26 protein-coding genes are annotated in these 22,610 nt (G+C 51.9%); 15 read left to right on the plus strand and 11 right to left on the minus strand.

What is annotated here, in order from left to right; translation table 11 throughout:
- The first annotated feature begins 431 nt into the window (after positions 1-431).
- The 6 genes from rluC (at position 432) to F552_RS0102675 (ending at position 4,268) form a co-directional block, all read left to right on the plus strand.
- Entirely contained in the window at positions 432-1,487 is a 1,056-nt protein-coding gene (gene rluC / locus F552_RS0102650) for a 23S rRNA pseudouridine(955/2504/2580) synthase RluC (protein WP_018150166.1), read from the plus strand.
- Complete coding sequence (locus F552_RS0102655) at positions 1,477-2,151, plus strand: HAD-IA family hydrolase (protein ID WP_018150167.1); 675 nt, start codon at positions 1,477-1,479, stop codon at positions 2,149-2,151. Before rluC ends, F552_RS0102655 begins: the two co-directional genes overlap by 11 nt.
- 36 nt (positions 2,152-2,187) lie before the next feature.
- A complete protein-coding gene (locus tag F552_RS0102660) occupies positions 2,188-2,574 on the plus strand; it encodes a VOC family protein (protein WP_018150168.1) in 387 nt (128 codons plus the stop codon).
- A 5-nt stretch (positions 2,575-2,579) separates the two neighbouring features.
- Positions 2,580-2,960: a Rieske (2Fe-2S) protein gene (locus F552_RS0102665; RefSeq protein ID WP_018150169.1), complete on the plus strand. Its 381-nt coding sequence runs from the start codon at positions 2,580-2,582 to the stop codon at positions 2,958-2,960.
- A gap of 75 nt (positions 2,961-3,035) precedes the next feature.
- Positions 3,036-4,001, plus strand: a complete 966-nt coding sequence (locus F552_RS0102670) for a S49 family peptidase (RefSeq protein ID WP_018150170.1) — start codon at positions 3,036-3,038, stop codon at positions 3,999-4,001.
- A 57-nt stretch (positions 4,002-4,058) separates the two neighbouring features.
- The gene (locus F552_RS0102675) at positions 4,059-4,268 is read left to right on the plus strand and encodes a hypothetical protein (RefSeq protein WP_018150171.1); all 210 of its coding nucleotides are present in this window, start codon (positions 4,059-4,061) and stop codon (positions 4,266-4,268) included.
- Positions 4,269-4,355: 87 nt separating this feature from the next.
- Here the strand turns inward: F552_RS0102675 and F552_RS19900 are convergent, their stop codons facing one another.
- A complete protein-coding gene (locus tag F552_RS19900) occupies positions 4,356-4,667 on the minus strand; it encodes a DUF4936 family protein (RefSeq protein WP_051078244.1) in 312 nt (103 codons plus the stop codon).
- Complete coding sequence (gene ygfZ / locus F552_RS0102685; RefSeq protein WP_018150173.1) at positions 4,664-5,695, minus strand: CAF17-like 4Fe-4S cluster assembly/insertion protein YgfZ; 1,032 nt, start codon at positions 5,693-5,695, stop codon at positions 4,664-4,666. Before ygfZ ends, F552_RS19900 begins: the two co-directional genes overlap by 4 nt.
- Positions 5,696-5,793: 98 nt before the next feature.
- On the opposite strand from ygfZ, the gene F552_RS0102690 reads away from it, so the two are divergent.
- Positions 5,794-6,240, plus strand: a complete 447-nt coding sequence (locus F552_RS0102690; protein ID WP_156802207.1) for a hypothetical protein — start codon at positions 5,794-5,796, stop codon at positions 6,238-6,240.
- 8 nt (positions 6,241-6,248) lie between these two features.
- On the opposite strand, the gene F552_RS18310 is transcribed toward F552_RS0102690, so the two are convergent.
- Together F552_RS18310 and trxB are read right to left on the minus strand one after the other, a co-directional pair.
- Positions 6,249-6,782 (minus strand): Smr/MutS family protein, encoded by a 534-nt coding sequence (locus F552_RS18310; protein ID WP_033374566.1) that lies wholly within the window; start codon positions 6,780-6,782, stop codon positions 6,249-6,251.
- Between the two features lie 54 nt (positions 6,783-6,836).
- Positions 6,837-7,790: a thioredoxin-disulfide reductase gene (trxB, locus tag F552_RS0102700; protein WP_018150176.1), complete on the minus strand. Its 954-nt coding sequence runs from the start codon at positions 7,788-7,790 to the stop codon at positions 6,837-6,839.
- A gap of 336 nt (positions 7,791-8,126) precedes the next feature.
- Between trxB and motD the strand changes: the two genes are divergently transcribed.
- The gene (gene motD / locus F552_RS0102705) at positions 8,127-8,906 is read left to right on the plus strand and encodes a flagellar motor protein MotD (RefSeq protein WP_018150177.1); all 780 of its coding nucleotides are present in this window, start codon (positions 8,127-8,129) and stop codon (positions 8,904-8,906) included.
- Positions 8,907-8,948: 42 nt separating this feature from the next.
- Here the strand turns inward: motD and F552_RS0102710 are convergent, their stop codons facing one another.
- From F552_RS0102710 to F552_RS0102740, 7 genes are all read right to left on the minus strand, one after another.
- Positions 8,949-9,419 carry a flagella synthesis protein FlgN gene (locus F552_RS0102710; protein WP_018150178.1) on the minus strand — a complete coding sequence of 157 codons (471 nt, stop codon included), beginning with the start codon at positions 9,417-9,419 and terminating at the stop codon, positions 8,949-8,951.
- A 1-nt stretch (position 9,420) separates the two neighbouring features.
- Entirely contained in the window at positions 9,421-9,750 is a 330-nt protein-coding gene (gene flgM, locus F552_RS0102715; RefSeq protein ID WP_018150179.1) for a flagellar biosynthesis anti-sigma factor FlgM, read from the minus strand.
- Positions 9,751-9,931: 181 nt separating this feature from the next.
- The gene (flgA, locus tag F552_RS18315; protein WP_018150180.1) at positions 9,932-10,666 is read right to left on the minus strand and encodes a flagellar basal body P-ring formation chaperone FlgA; all 735 of its coding nucleotides are present in this window, start codon (positions 10,664-10,666) and stop codon (positions 9,932-9,934) included.
- On the minus strand, positions 10,659-10,973 hold the full coding sequence (locus F552_RS0102725) for an RnfH family protein (RefSeq protein ID WP_018150181.1): 315 nt from the start codon (positions 10,971-10,973) through the stop codon (positions 10,659-10,661). Before F552_RS0102725 ends, flgA begins: the two co-directional genes overlap by 8 nt.
- Before the next feature lie 36 nt (positions 10,974-11,009).
- Positions 11,010-11,456: a type II toxin-antitoxin system RatA family toxin gene (locus F552_RS0102730; protein ID WP_018150182.1), complete on the minus strand. Its 447-nt coding sequence runs from the start codon at positions 11,454-11,456 to the stop codon at positions 11,010-11,012.
- A gap of 42 nt (positions 11,457-11,498) precedes the next feature.
- Positions 11,499-12,512, minus strand: coding sequence for a CobW family GTP-binding protein (locus F552_RS19905; RefSeq protein ID WP_018150183.1), 1,014 nt, complete (start codon positions 12,510-12,512; stop codon positions 11,499-11,501).
- 58 nt (positions 12,513-12,570) lie between these two features.
- Positions 12,571-13,122: a cupin domain-containing protein gene (locus tag F552_RS0102740; protein ID WP_018150184.1), complete on the minus strand. Its 552-nt coding sequence runs from the start codon at positions 13,120-13,122 to the stop codon at positions 12,571-12,573.
- A gap of 442 nt (positions 13,123-13,564) precedes the next feature.
- Here F552_RS0102740 and ald point away from each other — a divergent pair, with 442 nt between their 5' ends.
- The 7 genes from ald to F552_RS0102780 form a co-directional block, all read left to right on the plus strand.
- Entirely contained in the window at positions 13,565-14,677 is a 1,113-nt protein-coding gene (gene ald / locus F552_RS0102750) for an alanine dehydrogenase (RefSeq protein ID WP_018150186.1), read from the plus strand.
- Positions 14,678-14,875: 198 nt separating this feature from the next.
- Positions 14,876-15,628 carry a gamma-glutamyl-gamma-aminobutyrate hydrolase family protein gene (locus F552_RS0102755; protein WP_018150187.1) on the plus strand — a complete coding sequence of 251 codons (753 nt, stop codon included), beginning with the start codon at positions 14,876-14,878 and terminating at the stop codon, positions 15,626-15,628.
- A 169-nt stretch (positions 15,629-15,797) separates the two neighbouring features.
- Positions 15,798-17,129 carry a glutamine synthetase family protein gene (locus F552_RS0102760; RefSeq protein WP_018150188.1) on the plus strand — a complete coding sequence of 444 codons (1,332 nt, stop codon included), beginning with the start codon at positions 15,798-15,800 and terminating at the stop codon, positions 17,127-17,129.
- Between the two features lie 101 nt (positions 17,130-17,230).
- Entirely contained in the window at positions 17,231-18,658 is a 1,428-nt protein-coding gene (locus F552_RS0102765) for an aspartate aminotransferase family protein (protein WP_018150189.1), read from the plus strand.
- Positions 18,659-18,907: 249 nt separating this feature from the next.
- Entirely contained in the window at positions 18,908-20,008 is a 1,101-nt protein-coding gene (locus tag F552_RS0102770) for a polyamine ABC transporter substrate-binding protein (protein WP_018150190.1), read from the plus strand.
- Positions 20,009-20,256: 248 nt separating this feature from the next.
- Positions 20,257-21,351, plus strand: coding sequence for a polyamine ABC transporter substrate-binding protein (locus tag F552_RS0102775; RefSeq protein ID WP_018150191.1), 1,095 nt, complete (start codon positions 20,257-20,259; stop codon positions 21,349-21,351).
- 285 nt (positions 21,352-21,636) lie between these two features.
- A partial coding sequence (locus F552_RS0102780) for an ABC transporter ATP-binding protein (RefSeq protein WP_211208195.1) occupies positions 21,637-22,610 on the plus strand: 974 nt, incomplete at its 3' end.

Raw genomic sequence — 22,610 nt, forward strand, 5'->3', positions numbered from 1 at the left:
GTAGAGAAAAATTTAAACAACTCTAAACCATAGGCCAAACATGCCCATGATGCGCTTGGTGTCTCAACCAGACCATCAACCGCGCAATGAATTATCGCGGGTGCGTTAGCGCGCAAAATATTACGATCACTACTTCAATCAGTGCAGGCGAGTGACGTTAGCCTTGCATGCGTATTCCCCGGTTGGGGTCGTCTCTGAAAACTTCTGGTCTTCGAGACGATGCTCGTTTAGCAGCGTGCGAGCTACTGGCCTAGCGAATTTAAAATTCCTGATTTCCAAGCTATAAGAACCTGAGCTGCAGGGGGATGAACCGACAAATCGCGAAAATCATCAGCCTGTTATTTGCAAAATGGCAAATTTTACCTAAGGCACTACATGGGTTCAGTTGTATACTGTCCCCAATTTTACAGCAGACATTTCAAGAAATATAAATGGCTAATACCAGTCGAGAAATCAAAGAGCGTCGCAAACAGGCGGATAAACCGAAAACTGTTGCGAACCATAGTATAAGCAATAAGTCATTACCGCGTAAAGAAAACCTTGTGGTCTCCCATGTGGTGGTCGACGAGGAAGAAGCTGGCCAGCGTCTGGACAACTTTTTGATGAAGCGTTTGAAGGGCGTGCCCAAGAGCCGTATCTATCGGATTATCCGGGGTGGCGAGGTGCGGATTAACGGTAAGCGCTCGGATGTGAGTTACCACATTGCCAAGGGAGACGAGGTACGGATTCCGCCTGTGCGCGTAGCAGAACCTGGCCAGAAACCGGCCGAGCATACCGGGGCAACGGTGGATTTTGATATCCTCTATGAAGACGAGGCGCTGCTGGTGATCAATAAACCGGCTGGCCTGGCCGTGCATGGTGGCAGTGGTATTTCCCGCGGCGTGATCGAACAACTGCGCCAGCAACGCCCGACGGCGAAATTCCTTGAGCTAGTGCATCGTTTGGACCGAGAGACATCCGGTATCTTGCTGGTTGCCAAAAAGCGGTCTGCGCTGGTCAAGCTGCACGAGATGATTCGCCAGGGCGAAACCGACAAGCGATATTTTGCACTGGCGATCGGCCAGTGGCAAAAGCAGACCGTCCATGTCAAAGCACCTTTGCATAAGTTCCTGTTACCGAACGGTGAACGAAGGGTTCGGGTGGAGGCTGGCGCCCAGGCGTCCCATACTGTGTTTCGCTTGCAAAAGAAGTGGGCCGATTTTGCATTGCTGGAGGCCGAGTTGAAAACCGGCCGTACGCACCAGATCCGGGTGCATTTGCAGCACGAAGGGCATCCCATCGCCGGGGATGACAAATATGGCGATTTCACCCTGAACAAGCAATTGCAAAAACAGGGGCTGAAACGCATGTTCCTGCATGCATGGCAAATGAAGCTGAAGCATCCGGTCACCGGAGAGCCGATGGTGTTCCAGGCTGCCTTGCCGCCTGAGTTACAAAGTTTTGTCGATAAACTCGACCGTGCAAAAGAGGAGCATCATGCCGGCTGATACGCATCGTCCTTTTGATCTGGTCGTTTTTGACTGGGATGGCACGCTGATGGACTCTACAGCCGCCATTGTGCAGGCATTGCAGCTTGCGTTTGAGCGCATGGGGCTGCCAGTACCGGAGAAGAAAGCATGCCAGCATGTGATCGGACTGGGGCTGATTGATGCCATGGCTTATCTGGCACCTGCCCTGGCCGAGACAGACCACAAGCAGATTGCGGTGCATTATCGGGAAGCCTATTTTGCAACCTCGCAAACTCTGGTGTTGTACGATGGGGCTAACGCACTATTAGATGAGCTGGAGCAACAGGGCTATTATCTGGCGGTTGCTACCGGGAAGTCCCGTCGCGGGCTGAATGAAGCACTTGAGGTGAGCGGGCTGCAGAACCGGTTTCATGCCACGCGATGTGCAGATGAAAGCTTTTCCAAACCCAACCCGGCCATGCTGTTTGATGTCATGGACCGGGTGGGTGTGTCATCTGCCAGAACGATCATGATTGGGGATACGACCCACGATTTGCGCATGGCAGAAGCTGCGGGAACCGCTGCACTTGGATTAACGCATGGTGCGCATGATCTGGCGGCATTGCAAGCTGTGCCACATCTGGCCATACTGGATGATCTGCCTGCCATTCAACAGTGGCTGAAGGCTTACCGCCCGGGTTGAACAGCGCAGCTTAACCATATTCAAAGGAGGCGTGCCATGATTGATCATACCGGTGTTGTTGTCAGCGATCTGCAGCGCAGCAAACTGTTTTATCAGGAGGCGCTAGCTCCGATTCACTACCGTTTGCTGATGGAGTTTCCAAAGTCGGTGACTGGTCATACAGATGTGGCCGGTTTTGGCGAACCGCCCAAACCCGACTTCTGGATCAGCCAAGGGACGCCGAATTCACCAAGAATCCATATTGCCTTTACCGCAGCAACGCGGTTGCAAGTGGATTCGTTTTACGCTGCTGCGTTGGCTGCTGGTGGCGAAGATAACGGTGCGCCTGGTTTAAGGCCCCATTATCATCCAGACTATTATGGTGCTTTTGTACTGGATCCGGACGGCCACAATATCGAAGTGGTTTGCCATCATCCTGAGTAATGCGTATGTCGGAATCTTTTTTGCACGTTGTGTGTCTGTCGGAAGACGTCAAGGAAAAGGGTAAGGCCGTCCGGTTTATGGTGGCTTACCAGGGGAAAATCAAGCCTGCTTTTGTGATTCGCTACCATGGGCAAGTGTACGGCTACCTGAACCAGTGCGCCCATCAGCCTGTGGAGATGGACTGGCAGTTGGGCGAGTTCTGGGGACTGGATCACGCGACGCTGGTGTGCTCCATGCATGGTGCCGGTTATTTGCCCGATAGCGGCATGTGCATCATGGGGCCTTGCAAAGGCGCACGTTTGATACAGGTGCCGGTGCTGCAAAAAGAAGACGGCCAGATTTATTGTGAGTGGGAAGTGACGGAAGACCATGCAACTGCCTGCTGATCAGCGGTTGGCATGACATGACCAAGATCATCGCTGTTAAAACAACCTATTTGGATATCGGGAAAAACAGACGCAATGTTGAATGAACAAACACCTGAGCAAGGTCAGCCATCGTCATGGGAGCGTAAAGTCCTGGAAAATCTGGTTCAGGACCTGGTCAGAGAGCAAAAAGCCAAACGGCGCTGGTCGATTTTCTTTCGGCTGGTTTGGTTGGGGTTTCTGGGGCTGATTGCGTTAATGGTGTTTGGTGCCATGTCAGACTCGGATGCGCCGGTGACATATAAGGCACATACTGCGGTTGTCCGGCTGGATGGGGTGATCGCCGCCAATGAAGAGGCCAATGCAGAGTCTATTGGCAAGGCACTGCAAAAAGCATTTGATGCACCCAATACCAAAGGGGTGATTCTCAAGATCAACAGCCCAGGCGGCAGCCCGGTACAGGCGGGAATGATTCATGATGAAATCCTGCGCTTGCGCAAATTGCATCCGGCGATTCCGCTCTATGCTGTCATCGAAGATATCTGCGCGTCGGGCGGATATTATGTGGCAGTGGCTGCAGACCGGATTTATGTCGACAAGGCCAGTCTGGTCGGGTCCATCGGCGTGCTCATGGACGGTTTTGGCTTCACGGGCACGATGGATAAGCTGGGCGTAGAGCGTCGTCTGATTACGGCAGGTGAAAACAAAGGGTTCATGGATCCGTTTTCGCCCTTGAGTGCCAAACAGCAGACGTATGCCAAAGAGATGCTGGCGGAAATTCATCAGCAGTTTATCGGGGTTGTGAAAGAAGGACGAGGGAATCGCCTCAAGAACGACCCTCAGCTTTTCAGTGGCCTTGTCTGGAATGGTGCCAAGAGTATCGAGCTTGGGCTGGCTGACGGATTGGGGAATGTGGGATCGGTATCGCGCGATGTGATCAAGGCGGCTGATCTGGTGGATTACACGCCAAAGGACTCTCTGGCTGCGCGCCTGGCCAAACAGGCTGGGGTAAGGTTCAGTCAAGGGGTACAGAGTTTATCCGACCAACGGACTTTGCGTTAATATTGTCTTTGAGCTAGACTAAAGGCAAGAACTGTTATACCCGATGGAGTTACGGCTATGAGTACAATTACTGCTGACTTGGGCACTGTCCAAAGCGCAGCCCAGATTTATGCGTTCAAGCAGGCTGAAGCCGCATCGGCCAGCCAGGTTAAGACGCTGCTGGAAAGCTTGCCATCTTCATCTGGCTCGACACAGACGCAAGCGCAAGAAGCGCCACAGTATGTCAACCCGGATAATCTGGGTCAGAATATTGATATCAAAATATAATTGACGAGCGGTAGGGTCAGACCAAAGGTCGCCTGCTTGTTTATCCAATAAAAAAACCACTCGCGTTCGAGTGGTTTTTTTATTGCGTCAATCCGTTACGCTTGGCGTCTCGCAAGGCATCAGCTGAAACCATTCTTCCATTCTGGCTGCCTTGCCCGGTATGGTTACAAGGCAGGACTCCAGATTCATGGTTTGAAGGCAACTGGCCATGATTCGGCTAAATTCTGCTCTATCCCCGATGTTTTCGTACACTTCCATCCAGGTGTCCGGGTCATCCACCCGGTGTGCCAGTTGCATTCGCTCACAATAAGGTGCCATCTGCTGCAACAATTGCGCTACCATCTGCCGCCCGTCTGCATGCATTGCCGGTTGTATCCGGTAATACACATAGAGGTTCACGCGGCAGTTTCCAGCGAGTAGGGCAGGTCAAGCACGCTGACGACGGGGCCATTGGCATCTGCCAAATGCAGACCAAGCGGTACGCTGCTGCTTTGCACGACAGCGAGTGCCTCCCAGCCTGTCGCTGTCTGGACGGCATTCACTACGGTTCCGCTGGCCTGACCATGCATTTCCGGGCTGAATACCGAGTCACCGGCTTGCATGGCCTGATCGGCGTGCAGGCGATAGGTGCGGCGTTTCAGTTTGCCCAGATACTGGGTTCTGGCAATGATTTCCTGACCGGTATAGCAGCCTTTGGTAAAGCTGATGCCCCCTGCCAATTTGTCCAGATTCAGCATCTGGGCCACAAAGGCATCTTGTGTCGGCGTGGTGATCCATGGTGTGCCATGCGTGATCTCACTGAGTTGCCAGGTTGCAAATCCGGCAGGCGTGGCTGTTTTTGCCAGCGCATCCCAAAGGGCGGGCGCCTGTTCTGCATTAACCACCAGTTGGTAACGGTTTGCGGTGGTCCGGAGGATGGTGAGTCCGTCATGGTGCAGCGTACTGTGTTCTTGCATGGTTTGACCGTTGGTCAGCGAAGCAATCAGCTCTGCTGCCTGGGGGCCGGTCAGGCCCAGCATGACCAGTGAGGCGGGCAAATCGGTTGCTTTGGACTTTGAACGCAAGATATACATCGAGAGCCGCTTCTGGGCGCCTGCTGTCAGGTCAGCACTCAATTGCAGCATGTAGCCATCCTGTTGCCGCCAGACAAGAAAGTTGGCCAGTACACGGCCTTTGGGCGTGGACTGACTGCTGTACTGGTTGGCGTCTGGGGATAGGTTATTGATATCGCTGGATAATTGCCCATGCAGAAACGTTGCGGTATCGTCGCCTGTAAAATGAATCAGTCCAAATCCGGACAAGTCGCACAGGTAGGTTGTGTTTTCATCAAGGGAGGCTAGGGTAGGCGATGCGCCAAAGTGATTCACGACATCGTTTTCGATAACAGCACCTTGACTTGCTAGAAATGATTGCCAGTTTGGATTCATGCTTTGACCTTTATAGCAAAGTGATATGGCGGCGAATAGTTTAATATAGCTTAACTATACGCATAATCCTTGATTAAATTAGTAGGGTATTGTACCGGATGCCATCTGTTTTGTTATCTATTTTTCCACATCGCATGTGGCGCTGGTTGGCCCTATTGCAGGGGTTACTGGCGGGTACCGCCATTGCCCTGTTACCCTTTTGGCCATGGTATGGCGCGCTGTCGGTCTTGTTTGTGATTACTGCTGCCAGTGCTTATTGGGGGTATCGGAAGGCCATCTGGCGGGAAAGTGCGTTGCCCGTGTCGATTGTCCTGAATGAAACAATGCTAACCGCGATTGACCATACGGGTGGCGCTTCCCGCTGGTTAGTATTGCCTGACAGCGTATGCTGGAGCTGGCTGGTTATCCTGCACCTGGAAAACGAAGACGGTGTGCGTGGCAGTCTGTATTTCAGTGTGCTGGAATGTGCCCGGGCAGAATGGTCTGCATTACTGTGCGCCTTGAAAGCAGGCTGGGGACGGGGTGGGGAAGCGGTGCCCCAATAATATTGGCGTCAGATAGCGCGTTTTAACAGTACTTTGACGGCACCACTGCCACCTTCTGCGGCTTTGGTTTCACAATAAGCAAGTACATGAGGTAGTTGTGTGAGCCAATGGCGGACCTGATGCTTCAGGATGGATTGGCCGTTGGGCGAGCGATACCCTTTGCCGTGGATAATCCGGATACAGCGGATGCCACGCTGTCCGGCCTCAACCACAAAGGCATGCAATACCAGGCGCGCTTCATCGCGGGTAATGCCGTGCAAGTCGATTTCTGCACCGATAGACCAGTTCCCGCGGCGTAACTCTGCCAGCAAACGTTGGCTCACCCCTTGCTGACGATAATTGATCAGACCTTCAAGGCTGTCAACATCCAGCCATTCCGGCGCACTGAGGCCATGCATGGGGAAGTCCGGTTCGTCTGGTAGTACGTGGGGCGGAATGATTTTTCGCGCAGGCTTGCGCTGGAGGTTGTGTCTGGCTTCGGTTGCCAGCGGGGCGACATCTGATACCGTATGGCGGAAAAGCTCGATTTCTTCCTCAGTCAATGCACGTCTGACTGTATGCGGAAGAAATCGAGGCTTGGCCATCCTTGCTAGGGATTAACGCAGATTTTGCAGATAGCGGTCAGCATCCAGCGCGGCCTGGCAACCGGACGCAGCACTGGTAACGGCTTGGCGGTAGATATGGTCTTGCACATCACCTGCGGCAAACACGCCGGGGATGTTGGTGGCTGTTGCATTGCCGTTACGTCCGCCCTGGGTGACGATATAACCGTTTTCCAGTTCCAGCTGACCAACAAACAAATCCGTATTCGGCTTATGGCCAATGGCGATAAAGCAGCCGGAAACTTCCAGGTTCTTGGTTTCGCCGTTGTTGTGTTTTACACGCACGCCGGTTACGCCAGTTGCATCGCCCAGCACTTCGTCCAGCGTGTGGTTCAGTTCCAGGCTGATCTTGCCCTCGGCAACCTTCTCCATCAGATGGTCAATCAGGATGCGCTCTGCACGGAAGGTGTCACGACGGTGGATCAGGGTGACATGGCTGGCAATGTTGGACAGATACAGCGCCTCTTCTACTGCTGTATTGCCACCACCAACGACGGCAACCTTCTGGTTGCGATAGAAGAATCCGTCGCAGGTGGCACATCCGGACACGCCTTTGCCCATAAAGGCTTCTTCGGAAGGCAGGCCAAGGTATTGTGCTGATGCACCGGTAGAGATGATCAATGCATCGCATGTGTATTCACCGGCGTCACCAATCAGACGGATCGGTTTCTCAGTGACTTTGGCTGTATGGATGTGGTCAAAAATGATTTCTGTGCCAAAGCGCTCTGCGTGCTGCAAGAAGCGTTGCATCAGTTCCGGACCTTGCACGCCATCGGCATCGGCTGGCCAGTTATCCACTTCGGTTGTTGTCATCAACTGACCGCCTTGTGCCATGCCGGTAATCAGGACCGGCTTCAGGTTGGCACGTGCAGCATAAACCGCGGCTGTGTAACCGGCGGGGCCAGAACCAAGAATTAAGAGCGGAACATGTTTTGCAGTATTGGACATGAAGGTATACCTTGTGAGCGATGGGTTTATTGTGCGGCCAGCAATGAATTCGGGTAGTACTTGCGATGGAGATGCGCGCAAAAAAGCGCTTATCCGTTATCTGGCCTGTCACATACGGGTCATATTTTAACAGTCTTGGGGCAATTTCTTTAGCACTTTAGCTTAGTTTGTTTGCGGTATTGTTGCAATCGATTGTGTTAATGCATGCGATAGCTTTTTACTAATTAGATGTGGTGTATTGCATGTTTCCTGCGCATAAAACACTGACAATACTGCCTGAGCATCCTTAACCACATTATAATGGGGCCATAAAAATACGTTCTGGAGAGAGCTGCCATGCCTCGTCGTCGCAGAGAAGAAGAGCACGAAAACCACGAAAGATGGCTGGTGTCCTATGCAGACTTTATTACGCTTTTATTTGCTTTCTTTGTCGTCATGTATGCGATTTCCCAAGTGAATGAAGGGAAGTACCGGGTGCTTTCAGACTCACTGGTTCAGGCATTTCAGAACGATGGTGGTCCGATGCGGATTATCACGATAGAAAAACCGGGAGGCCAGTCGGCAAAAGGAGTGGAAGGCAAGGTCAAGATTGTTCCGGTGCCAGCGTCAGAGACGCCGCAGGCGAAGGCCGTGAAACAGCATATGAGTGGCTTGGCGGGTAATTTGCAGGATATTCTGAAACCCTTGGTGGATGAAGGTCAGGTCAGGGTAAATCAGACGGCGCGGGGGATTGCCGTGGAGATCAATGCCAGTGTGTTGTTTGCTCCAGCGGATGCCAAGCTGGCAGACAGTTCTACCAAGGCACTTGGGGCTGTAGCGGATTTGCTCGCCAAAGAGAAAAATTCGGTCCAGATTGAAGGGTATACCGATAACGTACCGATCAAGTCCAGTCAGTACCCGTCCAACTGGGAGTTGTCGTCAGCCCGTGCAAGCAGTGTGGTCAGGTTATTCATGGAGCATGGTGTAGACCAGTCACGTCTGTCTGCCATTGGTTATGGAGAAAACCGGCCGCTGACCGATAACACGACAGAAGCAGGTCGTGCCAGAAACCGCCGTGTTCAGGTGACTATTCTGGCAGAAACTCCGGAGCAGACGGCATCCATGCCGGCATTCTGATCTGGCCAGTCAATCAGCGGGTGTGTAGCCCGCTGACAGGCGTTAGACGATGTCTCTTTTGCGGGTCAGGGTTGGTTTGAAGTCTGCAAACCCGGTGGCGTTATAAAGCTTGTTTTCTTCCTGGGGAACAAGCACCGCCAGTTGGCGTGCCTGAAACTGAAGGCTTTGCTCAATCAGTTTGCCGTTTTGCTCATTCAGCTGCTGGCTCTGGCGGGCAAGCTGGTTCCATGTTTGCCAGTCAGGATCATCCGACAAGTTCGATGCCAGCCAAGCCTTTTGCGCATCAATATCCTGGCTGCCACAGAGGTTGCAAAGCTGTTGTCTGAAGGCTTCGCTCAGCGACTGCAAGGCGTTGATCTGTGCGGACTTGCCAGCAGAAATGGCTTCCAGGCCGGTGCCATCGTGTGTCACCAGCATGTGCTGTTCTTGCTGCAAGGTAGATACAAGCTGCTGTAGCCCACTGATCTGCTCTTGGAGCAGGCGGGCTAGCAGTTCTTTTTGATTACCGGTCATGTCAGTAGTTGGCTTTTCTGTCCGCCAACAAGTCGCGAACACTGTCGATCAGACCATCTGCAATTGCTTCGGGGTTAACACTGAACTTCCCTTGTGCAATCGCTTCTTTGATCTCTTTTACTTTATCAGCATTCACAACAGGTACATTCGCCAGGTTCTTGTTGACGGATTGCAACTGCGATGTCTGGGACAAACTGACCGTGTCTTGCGGCACAGAGTTTGTCTTGCTGGTATTCGTTGTTTTGGTGTCGACAGACTCACTACGGTCACGAACCGGTGTTGTCTGGTTGCCAATCTGGCCGGTCAGACGCCCCGAGTTATCGATTTTCATGGTGATTCTCCAAGCTTTGCAGTAGTGCCATAATTTCGAAAACACTACTACTCGTAGTCTTTATCGACAAAACATGACAAGACTTTAGCTGTTTTTGAAAAAAAAATCATCTATTACGAGGACTTAGGCCTAAAACCGCATGGATGGGCCGTTTGGGGGGCTTCCCGTTTGAAAGCCATGGTCAGGGAATCTCGATCAGGACTATTCCGCCGGGTTGGGCGATGCCTTGAATCGTCTGACCGCTACTGGTGCGGATATTGACGACTTGACCAGGCATGGCATTGTTTAGCGCTTTGCCCTGGGTCTCGATACGAAATGCACTGTTTTGGGCAATGACGCGCACGCTCTGGTTTTGTAGAACGGCAAAGGCCGCGCGGAAATGCTCGTTCTTGAGAATGGCGCCAGCCGGTAACGCAGTGACCAGCGCACGACCAACCGCCTGATTGGGGTCTGTCAGCACGGTGGCTGGCATATCGGCAAGGTCCCGGACTTGCGTGGTGACGTCGTCTGGTGTCAGGGTTGTACCTAAGGCGAGCGGCCGACTGCTAATAGCGACCTCTGTGATGATCGAAATACTGGTTTGCAGGGTCACCGACCATTTGGCCGGATTGGCGCAACGAACGCCGATGCTGCTTCTTCCCACCAGTCTGGCGCCGGGAGGCATGAATACTTCGGGCGACTTGCACTGAACAAGGTTCAGGCGGGTGTCCAGCGGCATGACATTGACCGTGATGTTGCCTGGCCTGTTTTGTAATTGGGACTGGATGTAACCGGTGGCCAACTGTTGCAGCTGGCTGATGTCCTGACGTGTGGCAGCGCCTGCCTGGTTGACCGGGAACAAACACATGCAGGCTAGCATGCCCAGCACCTGCAGACCGAGCTGGCGAATAAACCGGTAGTAGATTGACTTATTCATATTGGCGCTGACGCTGTTTGCCCATGGTTTCACCGGCCTTTACCCGTCTGCGACGTATTTCTTTGGGGTCGCCGACCAGGGAGCGCAAGATTTCCAATCGGTCTCCTTCCCGCAAGACATGATCCGGCTTGGCAAGCTTGCCAAAAATGCTGGCTTCTACAGGTGCTTTGAGCTGGTTAGTTTCAACAACGCCAGAGGCGTGAATGGCCGCTGCCACCGTGCTCCCTTCCGGCAGCTGGACAATGCTTTCCCATTGCCGATCGGGCAGGGCATAGATCACCGTAATCTCTAATGGGCGGGTCGTCATAAACACTCAATCATGCTGGGTTAAATGCAGGTCAGGCTAAGGTTTGGTCACCGGCTGATAAATTCTGTCGGCCTGGGTGACAAATGCTTCTACAAGGTTGTGGGAAATGCGATTGAATACCGGGCCAATGAGCTTTTCCAGCATGCTGCTGGAAAACTGGTAATGCAAGCGGAGTTCGACCTTGCATGCACTATCGCCCAGTGGTGTAAACAACCAGGAACCTGACAGGGTTTTAAAAGGGCCATCCAGCAGCAGCATGTCGATTTGCTGGTTCTCTGTTTTCTGGTTGCGCGTGGTGAAGTGGCTTTTCACGCCATGATAATTCATGTGCAATGTGCCTACAGTTTCAATGTCTGTCCTGTGTGTCACATCGCTATTGCTGCACCAGGGCAAAAAGCCGGGATAGTCTTCTATGCGCTCCACCAGCGCATACATCTGGGCCGGGGTGTATTCCACCAGAACAGATTGTTCTACTTTAATCATACAGTGCCAAATCAGGGTTGCATTGGCTGATATTTTATCAGGTCACGCTGTGCCTTGCTTCCATAATCCGGCAATCTGTTGCTGAAGATGTTGCTGTACGTCTGCGGAACCGCTGTTTTCCACGATGATTTCAAAGAATTGGTGCGTGGCGGGCGGGATGTTTTGCCAGTGACTGTGCCCGCTTGTCCATTGCCATGCATGCCATTGATGCTGCTGATCCTGTAAAAGGGCCTTACCCCTCAGTAGCATAACGTCGGATGCCGCCAGCAACGCAACCAAGCGTTCTTCCAGTGTGGCATTGTATCTCGGTGGCTGTTGTGGCCAGCGAATGCCGAAACTGAGCCGCGTGTGTTCCTGATGGGTGTACCAGCGTCCGGTGGCAATCGGTTGTGTGTTGCTGGCACGGGTCGGCGGAAGATCGTCAAGGCTGTCTTCACCAAAGGCTGTGTGAGGCGCCAGTTGTGCCAAGTGCTTTGCTATCGCGGGCAAGTCATCCAGGGCGGGGGCCAGCAGAATGGTTTTTCCAGGATATTGCTGTTCAAGCATGTGTTGGTATTGAATGCGTGTGTCTGGTGGCAGTCCTGCCCCTTGGGTCAGGATCAGGATGCTGCTGGTAGCAATCTGAGCCTTGAATTCCGGGCTTTGCTGGTAGCGCGAGTCTGTCAGTGCCACGCACGGCACAACACAGATAACCGGTTGTATATCAAGATGAGAAGCAAACCCCGGTTCTTGTAGCAGGGCTAGAATACCCGCCGGATGCCCAAGGCCAGAAGGCTCGATGATCAGCCGGTCCGGGCGTTGCTCTCTGAGTAACCGGATCAGCGCTGTGCGCATTAAAGGGGCCGTAGTGCAGCAAATGCAACCGCCTGCTACTTGCCGGACGTGAATGCCTTGCGATTTTTGCAGCAGGGCACCATCCACACCCACCTGGCCAAATTCATTCACGATGACAGCCCACTGCTCTGAGGCCGGGTGGTCTGCCAGCAACTGATTGATCAGGGATGTCTTGCCAGCCCCGAGAAAACCGGTGACTAGATAGGCGGGTATTTTTTTCATGGCTTACATACTAGCGCGTGCAAGCCATGAAGAGAAAGAAAAAGGAGGAAGAAGTGAGTTAAACGGTGGGCGGCGAGTTGGCAGAAACGACTTCACACACATCATCACTGATATTGCGAAAACGGTGTGGCTGGTTGCTGTCAAAGTAGTAGGCATCTCCCGCCTTGAGCACTTTGGTTTCGCTACCGACGGTAATCTCGATTTCACCCCGGACAACCACACCACCTTCTTGCCCCTCGTGCTGCAGCATGTCGGCTCCGGTATCTGAGTGCGGGTGATAATACTCGCGCATGATGCACATGTTACGGTCTTTAATGCCGGAGCCTACCAGCCGGAGCTGGACTTCTTCGTTGCCCAGATTGGGCAATTCATCTGCATTGAAGAAAGCGGAGGGCTTGGCATCTCCCAGATCGAAGGTAAAAAACTCGGCCAGCGACATAGGAATGCCTTCCAGTACTTTCTTCAGGGAAGAAACAGAAGGGCTGACGCGGTTTTGCTCAATTAATGAGATGGTGCCGTTGGTAACGCCTGCGCGCTTTGCGAGTTCCCGTTGTGATAAACCGTACTTTTCCCGGATCACTTTAAGGCGTGAGCTGACCTCAATCGACATGACACATTCTCCTGAACTGTAAAATATAATAAACAATCGGGCTGGTAAAGTCGAATTTTTTCCCCTAAGATAAGTTGAATCGCTGGCGAACCGTGGCCGGCAACTTGGCTTGTTGCACTGCAATGGGGCAAGTCTGTGTACATGCAGTAAGCAGGTATGGATTTTGTAAGTGCTTTTCTTGTTAATAAAGTTAAACGTATTTGTTTTGCAGTTTTCAATTTGAATTTGTAAAAGAATTGATCAGGCTCAATCAGTTTTTTCAAAACTGGGCGTAGCTTGTTTGATTGCCGCTACCGCGGCATTACGTTGGGTGTGCGCTCTGAAAACTATCAAGTCGCCAATCTGGACATTGGCAACAGAGTGAACATCTTTTATAAGCTTGTGACGGGCGGTCTGAACATGCTGCCGGTTCACAGGTAACAGACATGGAGAACAACAAATCATGCTGATCGGTGTACCAAAGGAAATCAAGAACCATGAATATCGTGTCGGACTGACCCCCGCAGGCGTACGGGAGCTGGTTCACCACGGTCACCAGGTAATGATTCAAAAGAATGCAGGCACGGCCATTGGCTTTACTGATGCCAATTACGAAGGCGCCGGTGCCCAGATGATTGACACGGCCAAAGAGATTTTTGCCCGTGCTGACATGATTATCAAAGTCAAAGAGCCTCAACCCGTTGAATGCGCCATGCTCCGCCCGGGGCAGATTCTATACACCTACCTGCATCTGGCCCCCGATCCAGAGCAAACCAAAGCACTGATTGCCAGCGGCTGTATTGCTATCGCTTACGAAACCGTTACTGATGACCGTGGTGGCTTGCCGCTGCTGGCACCGATGTCCGAAGTGGCTGGCCGCATGTCCATTCAGGCAGCTGCCCGTGCACTTGAGAAGTCAGCTGGCGGATCTGGTGTGCTGCTGGGTGGCGTGCCGGGTGTTGCACCGGGCAAGGTAACCGTCGTGGGTGGCGGTGTGGTAGGGATTAACGCGGCACGCATGGCCTTGGGGCTGGGTGCAGACGTGACGATTCTGGATCGTTCGCTGCCACGTCTTAAAGAAATCGACAACGATTTTGGCGGCCGTATCAAAACCCTGTACTCGACCCGTGATGCCATCGAGCAGGAACTGGCAAGTGCTGATGCCGTCATTGGTGCCGTGCTGATTCCTGGCGCCGCTGCGCCAAAACTGGTGACGCGTGACATGCTGAAGCTGATGAAGCCAGGTTCAGTGCTGGTGGACGTGGCGATTGACCAGGGTGGTTGTTTTGAAACCTCGCATGCCACCACGCATCAGGAACCTACTTATGTGGTGGATGGCATTACGCACTATTGCGTGGCCAACATGCCAGGTGGTGTGGCACGTACGTCAACACAAGCCTTGACCAATGCAACCCTGGGTCAGGCCGTTGCACTGGCTAACAAAGGCTGGAAGCAGGCCTTGAAGGACGACCGTCATTTGCAGAACGGTTTGAACGTCTGCGAAGGCAAGGTAACTTATGCCGCGGTTGCCCGTGATCTGGGATATGACTATGTAGCGCCGTCTTCCCTGCTGTAATTGCCTGATTGCCTGTCATCTGGCAGGGCAGGACTGTTGTAACCAACAACCCCGCGGATGCGGGGTTGTTTGCAATAAAAACTCCAATATATGTTCAATTGTTCGAATATTTGCAATATTCCATTCCCTAAATAGGCTCGCCTTTTCCCCTTTTCTTCAGTACGCTAGGCACATACAAAAACGTGTAAGAGTACTGAAATGCGTAGCAAACCGATTGTTGGACTGTGTGCAGACCGTAAGATGCTGGGTAAACACCCGTTTCATGCTGTAGGTGAAAAGTACATCACCGCGGTGATTGATGGTGCAGAAGCCTTTGCCGTGGTATTGCCTTCATTGGGTGATGCCCAGAGCATCGAGCAGACCCTGTCAATGGTGGATGGATTACTGTTTACCGGTAGCCCTTCGAATGTGGAGCCGCATCATTATGCTGGCGAACCAAGCGAACCGGGTACCTTGCATGATCCGCATCGTGATGCGACAACCTTGCCCCTGATCTGGGCTGCCATCGAGAAGGGTATTCCCGTGATGGGCGTTTGTCGCGGTTTTCAGGAAATGAATGTGGTATTTGGCGGGACGCTTTTCCAGAAGGTGCATGACCAGCCTGGAAAAATGGACCACCGTGAAAAAGATGATGACACGCTGGAAGTGCAATATGGCCCTGTACACGAAGTTCATGTGTCGCCAGAGGGCAAGTTGCATGCATGGTATGGACGTGAGACCGCAACGGTTAACTCCATTCATAGCCAGGGTGTGGACCGTCTGGGCGAAGGCTTGCAAGTAGAAGCGACCGCACCGGATGGTTTGATCGAAGCGTTTAGTGTCAAAGATGCCAAAACCTTTGCGTTTGCCGTGCAGTGGCATCCAGAGTGGAAACACGCTGAAAACCCGCTTTCAATTGCCATCTTTAAGGCATTTGGAGCGGCATGCAGGCAACGCCAACAGCAACGATAGAACATAAAGATAATTAAAACCGTCGGTATTCGGGCGTTCTCCTGCCATAAAAGGCAGGTTTGTCGGGAGTGCGATTGAATGCTGCGTGGTTTGAAAGTCGACTAAACAATAGCTATGCTATTTAAATGGGACACTTTTCAATCGTTGCATAAAAAGAGTTGATTTAACCATGGACAGAATTGCCGAATTTCTCAGAGAACATCGCATTACAGAAGTTGAATGCATCATCCCTGACACCACCGGTATTGCACGGGGCAAGATTATTCCCCGCAGCAAGTTTGAAACCGGAGAAAACATGCGGCTGCCCCAGGTTGTGCTGGTTCAGACCGTCACAGGGGAGTACCCGGAAGATGCAATCACAGGCGCGACAGACCCGGACATGGTCTGCTTGCCTGACCCAGATACCATTCGCCTGATTCCTTGGGCGACAGATCCAACCGCACAGGTGATTCATGACTGTGTGCATTTCGACGGTTCGCCTGTTGAAATTTCACCACGTTATGTTTTGCGCCGCGTGCTGGATCTTTACAAAGAAAAAGGCTGGAAGCCTGTTATCGCACCAGAGCTGGAATTTTATCTGGTCGATATGAACAAAGACCCGGATTTGCCACTGCAACCACCAATCGGCCGTACCGGACGTCCTGAAACCGGTCGTCAGGCTTACTCGATTGATGCCGTGAACGAATTCGACGCCTTGTTCGAAGACATTTACGAATATTGCGAATTGCAGGACCTGGAAATCGACACCCTGATTCATGAAGTGGGTGCCGCCCAGATGGAAATCAACTTCCTGCATGGTGATGCGATGGACCTGGCGGACCGCGTGTTCCTGTTCAAGCGGACTGTTCGTGAAGCCGCGCTGCGTCACAGCATGTACGCAACGTTCATGGCCAAGCCGATGGAAAACGAGCCAGGCAGTGCCATGCACATGCACCAGAGTATTGTGGACGAAAAAACCGGCAAGAACATTTTCAGCAATGAAGACGGTTCTGCCAGTGGCCTGTTCCTGAACTACATTGCCGGCTTGCAGGCATACATGCCTTCAGTCATGCCGATCTTTGCACCGTTCGTGAACTCGTATCGTCGTCTGTCACGCTTTACCGCTGCGCCGATCAACGTGCAGTGGGGCTATGACAACCGCACCGTGGGTATCCGGATTCCGGCATCAAGCCCGGCCGCCCGCCGCGTAGAAAACCGTGTTGCCGGTGTGGATTGCAACCCGTATCTGGCCATGGCAGCAACACTGGCATGTGGTTATCTGGGTATGGTGCAAGGCTTGCAGCCAACTGCACCACTGGAAACCGATGGTTACGACCTGCCATACGAGTTGCCGCGTAACCTGGAAGAAGCAATGACCCGCATGCAAGTGTGCGAGCCGATTGCCGACATCCTGGGTCGCAAGTTTGTGAATGCGTATTTGCAAACCAAAGAACTGGAATACGAGACTTTCTTCAAGGTCATCAGTTCTTGGGAACGCCGTCACCTGCTGTTGCACGCATAAGATTGAAAAATCTGTGTGTGTATTAAGAAAACAATAATAAATACATACTGTTACGCTGGCTTGCGCAGAGGGTAAGCCAGCATTTTCAGGAGCCAAGTTTCATGACCAATATTTTTGAAAACCGCCCAGGCATTCATGCAGAAGCAAGCAATGCAGGCAATTTTGCCCGTCGTACCACCCAGGAATGGCAAGCACTGGATGCTGCTCACCATATCCACCCGTTTTCGGATATGGGTTCGCTGAACAAGGCCGGTAGCCGCGTGATTACCAAGGCTGAAGGCGTGTACCTGTGGGACTCTGAAGGTAACAAGATCATCGACGGTATGGCTGGTCTGTGGTGTGTCAACGTCGGTTATGGCCGCAAAGAACTGGCAGAAGTTGCATACAAACAGATGCTGGAACTGCCTTACTACAATACCTTCTTCAAAACCACTCACCCGCCTGTCATCGAGCTGTCAAAACTGTTGGCTGAAGTGGCTCCTGAAGGTTTCGAACATTTCTTCTACTGTAACTCCGGTTCTGAAGGTAACGATACCGTCTTGCGTATTGTTCACCAGTACTGGTCTGCCGTAGGCAAACCAGCCAAGAAATACGTGATTTCCCGCAAGAACGGTTATCACGGCTCTACCATCGCCGGCGCATCGCTGGGTGGCATGGGTTACATGCACGAGCAAATGCCTTCTCAGGTGACCAACATCGTTCACATCAACCAGCCTTACTGGTTTGGTGAAGGCGAAGACATGTCTTCTGACGAATTTGGTCTGAAGCGTGCGCAGGAACTGGAAGCCAAGATTCTGGAACTGGGTGCAGAGAACGTTGCTGCCTTCATTGGCGAGCCGTTCCAGGGCGCCGGTGGCGTGATTTTCCCGCCTGCAACCTACTGGCCAGAAATCCAGCGCATTTGCCGCAAGTACGACATCCTGCTGTGTGCAGATGAAGTGATTGGCGGCTTTGGTCGTACCGGTGAATGGTTTGCCCATCAGCATTTCGGTTTCGAGCCAGATACGCTGACCATGGCTAAAGGCCTGACCTCTGGTTACATGCCAATGGGTGCCGTTGGTATCAACAAGAAAGTGGCAGAAGCCCTGATCAATGCAGGTGATTTCAACCACGGTTTGACTTACTCTGGCCACCCAGTTGCTGCCGCCGTTGCGGTTGCCAACATCAAGATCCTCCGTGAAGGCGGTGTGATCGATAACGTGAAAAACGTGACCGGCCCTTACTTCCAGCAGTCTCTTCGTGAAGCACTGGCAGACAATCCGCTGGTGGGTGAAGTGGCGGGTGTAGGTCTGGTAGCTGGTATGCAGCTGACCCAGGACAAGGCAACTCGCAAGCGCTTTGCCAACGGTGGTGAAATTGGTCTGCAGTGCCGTGACCATTGTTTTGCCAGCAACCTGATCATGCGTGCGACAGGCGACCGTATGCTGTTGTCTCCACCATTGGTGATCACCAAATCTGAAATTGATGAAATGGTGGGTAAGGCCAAGTATTGCCTGGACCTGACCGCTAAAGAATTGGGAATGCTGTAATCACAGGGGCGTATGGGGGCGGATACGGACAAAAGTTCGCCCCCGTACGTGTTCTACGCTTTACGTGTGCATTAAAGCAGCGCAAGATATGCCCGCTGATGTTTTTATATAGCAAATAAGTCATAAGTAGTTGGTGTTATGAAGTTGCGTCATTTGAATACTGTGATTTATGTTTTATCTGTAGAAAAACAAAGTACCTATCGTTAAACATTCTTTTTTTGGTTATGTGTGACTAACAGGAGATTTGCGATGTACCCTCAGAAATGGGCAAAGAAACTTAGTTTGATTACCTTGGCTGTGTTGGCTTCTACTGCATTTGCAGCAGAAGAAAAAGTGCTTAACGTATATAACTGGAACGATTACGTTGCCAAAGACACGATTGCCAAGTTCGAAAAAGAAACCGGCATCAAGGTCAAATACGACGTATACGACAGCAACGAAACTCTGCAGGCCAAATTGCTGACCGGCAAGAGCGGTTACGATGTTGTCGTGCCATCACTGGAGTTTGCAGGCAAACAGATTCAGACCGGTGTACATAAAAAGCTGGACAAGAAACTGCTGCCAAATTATGGCAATCTGGACAAGGGTATTCTGAGCAAGATGGTAGATGCCGACCCGGGTAACCAGTACCTGATTCCGTATATGTGGGGTACCACCGCAATTGGTATCAATGAAGACAAAGTGAAAAAAGCATTGGGTGGCAAGCTGCCTGATGATATGTGGAAACTGGTTTTTGACCCTGCTTATACCAGCAAACTGAAATCATGCGGTATTTCCTTTATGGATACCCCAAGTGATGTGTATTCCATGGTGAATATCTTCATTGGTAAAAACGCCAACGATTTCAGCAAAGCAACCTTGGAAGCGGCTACTGCGCAAATCATCAAGGTTCGCAAGGATGTGAAAGTATTCAATTCATCTCCTATCGATTTGCTGGCTAACGGTGATATCTGTGTGGGTATTGCGTTCTCTGGTGACGTTTATATGGCACGCAATCGTGCAGTGGAAGCGAAAAACAACCAGAAGATCAGCTACGTAATTCCTAAAAAAGGCACGATCATGTGGGTGGATAACCTGGCCATTCCAAAGGATGCAAAACATCCAGAGAATGCCCACAAGTTCATCAACTATATCTTGCGTCCGGATGTAGCCGCCGGTATTTCTAATGAGGTGTACTACGCCAACCCGAACACCAAGGCAACGCCGTTGGTGAATAAAGAAATTTCATCAGATCCAAATATCTATTTGTCTGATGCATTGAAGAAACAGCTGGTAGCCAAAAAGGTTATTCCGGCAGAAGAACAGCGTTTGCTGACACAGTATTACAACAAATTCAAGACATCCAAATAAGTAGGGTTACCCGCCAGCGGGCGATCCCCGCTGGCGGGGGTTGTTGATCAGGATTTGATAAGCAGCTGAATGGCTTGTTTGTTGACTTCCGACTCTATTTTGAGAGATGTCAAATGCAGGGGAACGGGGGCTGGTTTCTATCTGGCTACAATTTAAAAACATAGTGCAGGTATGACATCAGTTTTTGTTTAGCTACCAAGCCCGGTGAATTGACCGGCAAGACTGGTTGGCCATTCAGGAGAGATATTTTGAAGTTTTCAACTACATTGGTTGTTGGTGCATTGTTGTCTGTTTTTGCCGCAGGTGTACAAGCCGCGGAAGAAAAAGTACTCAATATTTATAACTGGAACGATTACGTTGCCAAAGACACGATTGCCAAGTTCGAAAAAGAAACCGGCATCAAGGTCAAATACGACGTATACGACAGTAACGAAACCCTGCAAGCCAAATTGCTGACAGGTCACAGTGGTTACGATCTGGTAGTTCCATCGGTAGAATTTGCCGGCAAGCAGATTCAGAGCGGTGTACATCGCCCGCTGGACAAGAAACTGCTGACCAACTATGGCAACCTGGACACTACGATCCTGCAAAAGCTGACTGCAGCGGATCCAGGTAACAAATATCTGGTGCCTTACATGTGGTTTACCGCAGGTATCGGCATCAACGAAGACAAGGTCAAGAAAGCCTTGGGTGGCGATTTGCCAACCGATATGTGGCGTCTGGTGTTTGACCCAGCGTACACCAGCAAACTGAAGTCTTGTGGTATTTCTTTCATGGATACCCCGAGCGACATGTTCACCATGGCCAATATCTACTTTGGCAAAAACGGTAACGACTTCAGCAAAGCAACCCTCGAAGCGACGACCGCTGGCCTGACCAAAGTCCGTAAAGACGTCAAACTGTTCAACTCGTCTCCAATTGACCTGTTGGCCAACGGGGATGTCTGTGTGGCGGTCGGTTACTCTGGTGATATCTACATGGCCCGCAATCGCGCAATTGAAGCCAAGAACGGCCAGAAAATCCGTTACGTGATTCCAGCCAAGGGCACCATGCTGTCTGTGGATAACCTGGTGATTCCAAAGGATGCAAAACATCCTGAGAACGCCGAAAAATTCATGAACTTCATCATGAAGCCAGAAATCGTTGCCCAAATTTCCAACGAGGTTTTCTACGCCAATGCCAATGCCAAGGCAACGCCTTTGGTGAAAAAGGAAATCTCTGGTGATGCAAGCATTTACCTGCCAGAAGGCCTGAAAAAGCAGCTGGTGGCCAAGAAGGTGATTCAGGCTGATGAACAGCGCATGCTGACGCAGTACTTCACACAGCTGAAAACCTCCAAATAAGCGTATTGGCTGTAGAAGGGCAGGGGATACCCTGCCAGCAGGAAATTGTTGTGGCTGTTTTAAGTAAAATTAAGTGTTTTTGATGTAAAGATTGCAGGCAGGTGTGATGCTCAGAGTCTACCTGTCTGCAACTAAGAATCAGGTTATTCCCAAGGATTCTGGCCGGGGTGGCTCATGTCCAGCAGGCAGGCCGTAGCAATACAGGCAGCTAAAGGATCTTCGGGAACTAATTTTTCAGAGGCTCTGGGTACAAGGAGAGGCATTGTGTCGAAAGACAACAGCACGGTGAAATCAGATTCATACTTGCAAATTCAAACCATCGTCAAAAAGTTTGGCGATGCAACCGCGGTAGATCACATCGATCTCACCATTAAAAAACACGAGATCTTCGCCCTTCTGGGCAGCTCCGGCTGTGGCAAGTCCACCCTGCTGCGCATGATGGCCGGGATGGAAACCCCGACCTCCGGCAAGATCATCCTCGACGGTGAAGACATCACGGCCCTGCCACCTTACCGCCGTCCGATCAACATGATGTTCCAGTCCTACGCCCTGTTCCCGCACATGACCGTCGAACAGAACATCGCCTTCGGCCTGAAACAGGACAAACTGCCGGCTGACGAGATCATCGACCGCGTCAGCAAGATGCTCGACCTGGTGCAGATGAAAAAATACGCCAAGCGCAAGCCGCACCAGTTGTCTGGCGGCCAGCAACAGCGTGTAGCGCTGGCCCGCTCGCTGGCCAAACGCCCGAAACTGCTGCTGCTGGACGAACCGCTCGGCGCGCTGGACAAGAAACTGCGCCAGCAAACCCAGCTGGAACTGGTGAACGTGATCGAGAAAGTCGGCGTGACCTGCATCATGGTGACCCATGACCAGGAAGAAGCCATGACCATGGCCTCGCGCATCGCCATCATGTCCGAAGGCAAGCTGCTGCAAGTCGGTTCACCGACCGAGATCTACGAACACCCGAACTGCCGCTTCACCGCCGAGTTCATCGGTGAAACCAACCTGTTCGAAGGCAAGCTGCTGGTAGACGAACCAGGCTACATCATCGTCGGTTCTGACGACCTGCCGCGCGGCATCTACATCAACCACGGCGTGACCGGTCCGGCCGGCATGGAACTGTCGGTGTCGATCCGTCCGGAACGCGTGCACGTGACCCGTCAGCAGCCGGAAGGCGAGTACAACTGGTCCGAAGGCGAAGTCAGCGACATCGCCTACCTGGGCAGCTACTCGTTCTTCCACGTCAAGCTGCCAAG

The sequence above is a fragment of the Leeia oryzae DSM 17879 genome, assembly GCF_000376945.1.
Classification (GTDB): Bacteria; Pseudomonadota; Gammaproteobacteria; order Burkholderiales; family Leeiaceae; genus Leeia; species Leeia oryzae.

What these genes read in the sequence shown, in the direction of transcription:
- rluC (WP_018150166.1), top strand. Translation starts at nt 432, where the DNA reads ATGGCTAATACCAGTCGAGAAATCAAAGAGCGTCGCAAACAGGCGGAT.
- F552_RS0102655 (WP_018150167.1), top strand. Translation starts at nt 1,477, where the DNA reads ATGCCGGCTGATACGCATCGTCCTTTTGATCTGGTCGTTTTTGACTGG.
- F552_RS0102660 (WP_018150168.1), top strand. Translation starts at nt 2,188, where the DNA reads ATGATTGATCATACCGGTGTTGTTGTCAGCGATCTGCAGCGCAGCAAA.
- F552_RS0102665 (WP_018150169.1), top strand. Translation starts at nt 2,580, where the DNA reads ATGTCGGAATCTTTTTTGCACGTTGTGTGTCTGTCGGAAGACGTCAAG.
- F552_RS0102670 (WP_018150170.1), top strand. Translation starts at nt 3,036, where the DNA reads ATGTTGAATGAACAAACACCTGAGCAAGGTCAGCCATCGTCATGGGAG.
- F552_RS0102675 (WP_018150171.1), top strand. Translation starts at nt 4,059, where the DNA reads ATGAGTACAATTACTGCTGACTTGGGCACTGTCCAAAGCGCAGCCCAG.
- ygfZ (WP_018150173.1), bottom strand. Translation starts at nt 5,695, where the DNA reads ATGAATCCAAACTGGCAATCATTTCTAGCAAGTCAAGGTGCTGTTATC.
- F552_RS0102690 (WP_156802207.1), top strand. Translation starts at nt 5,794, where the DNA reads ATGCCATCTGTTTTGTTATCTATTTTTCCACATCGCATGTGGCGCTGG.
- trxB (WP_018150176.1), bottom strand. Translation starts at nt 7,790, where the DNA reads ATGTCCAATACTGCAAAACATGTTCCGCTCTTAATTCTTGGTTCTGGC.
- motD (WP_018150177.1), top strand. Translation starts at nt 8,127, where the DNA reads ATGCCTCGTCGTCGCAGAGAAGAAGAGCACGAAAACCACGAAAGATGG.
- F552_RS0102710 (WP_018150178.1), bottom strand. Translation starts at nt 9,419, where the DNA reads ATGACCGGTAATCAAAAAGAACTGCTAGCCCGCCTGCTCCAAGAGCAG.
- flgM (WP_018150179.1), bottom strand. Translation starts at nt 9,750, where the DNA reads ATGAAAATCGATAACTCGGGGCGTCTGACCGGCCAGATTGGCAACCAG.
- flgA (WP_018150180.1), bottom strand. Translation starts at nt 10,666, where the DNA reads ATGAATAAGTCAATCTACTACCGGTTTATTCGCCAGCTCGGTCTGCAG.
- F552_RS0102725 (WP_018150181.1), bottom strand. Translation starts at nt 10,973, where the DNA reads ATGACGACCCGCCCATTAGAGATTACGGTGATCTATGCCCTGCCCGAT.
- F552_RS0102730 (WP_018150182.1), bottom strand. Translation starts at nt 11,456, where the DNA reads ATGATTAAAGTAGAACAATCTGTTCTGGTGGAATACACCCCGGCCCAG.
- F552_RS19905 (WP_018150183.1), bottom strand. Translation starts at nt 12,512, where the DNA reads ATGAAAAAAATACCCGCCTATCTAGTCACCGGTTTTCTCGGGGCTGGC.
- F552_RS0102740 (WP_018150184.1), bottom strand. Translation starts at nt 13,122, where the DNA reads ATGTCGATTGAGGTCAGCTCACGCCTTAAAGTGATCCGGGAAAAGTAC.
- ald (WP_018150186.1), top strand. Translation starts at nt 13,565, where the DNA reads ATGCTGATCGGTGTACCAAAGGAAATCAAGAACCATGAATATCGTGTC.
- F552_RS0102755 (WP_018150187.1), top strand. Translation starts at nt 14,876, where the DNA reads ATGCGTAGCAAACCGATTGTTGGACTGTGTGCAGACCGTAAGATGCTG.
- F552_RS0102760 (WP_018150188.1), top strand. Translation starts at nt 15,798, where the DNA reads ATGGACAGAATTGCCGAATTTCTCAGAGAACATCGCATTACAGAAGTT.
- F552_RS0102765 (WP_018150189.1), top strand. Translation starts at nt 17,231, where the DNA reads ATGACCAATATTTTTGAAAACCGCCCAGGCATTCATGCAGAAGCAAGC.
- F552_RS0102770 (WP_018150190.1), top strand. Translation starts at nt 18,908, where the DNA reads ATGTACCCTCAGAAATGGGCAAAGAAACTTAGTTTGATTACCTTGGCT.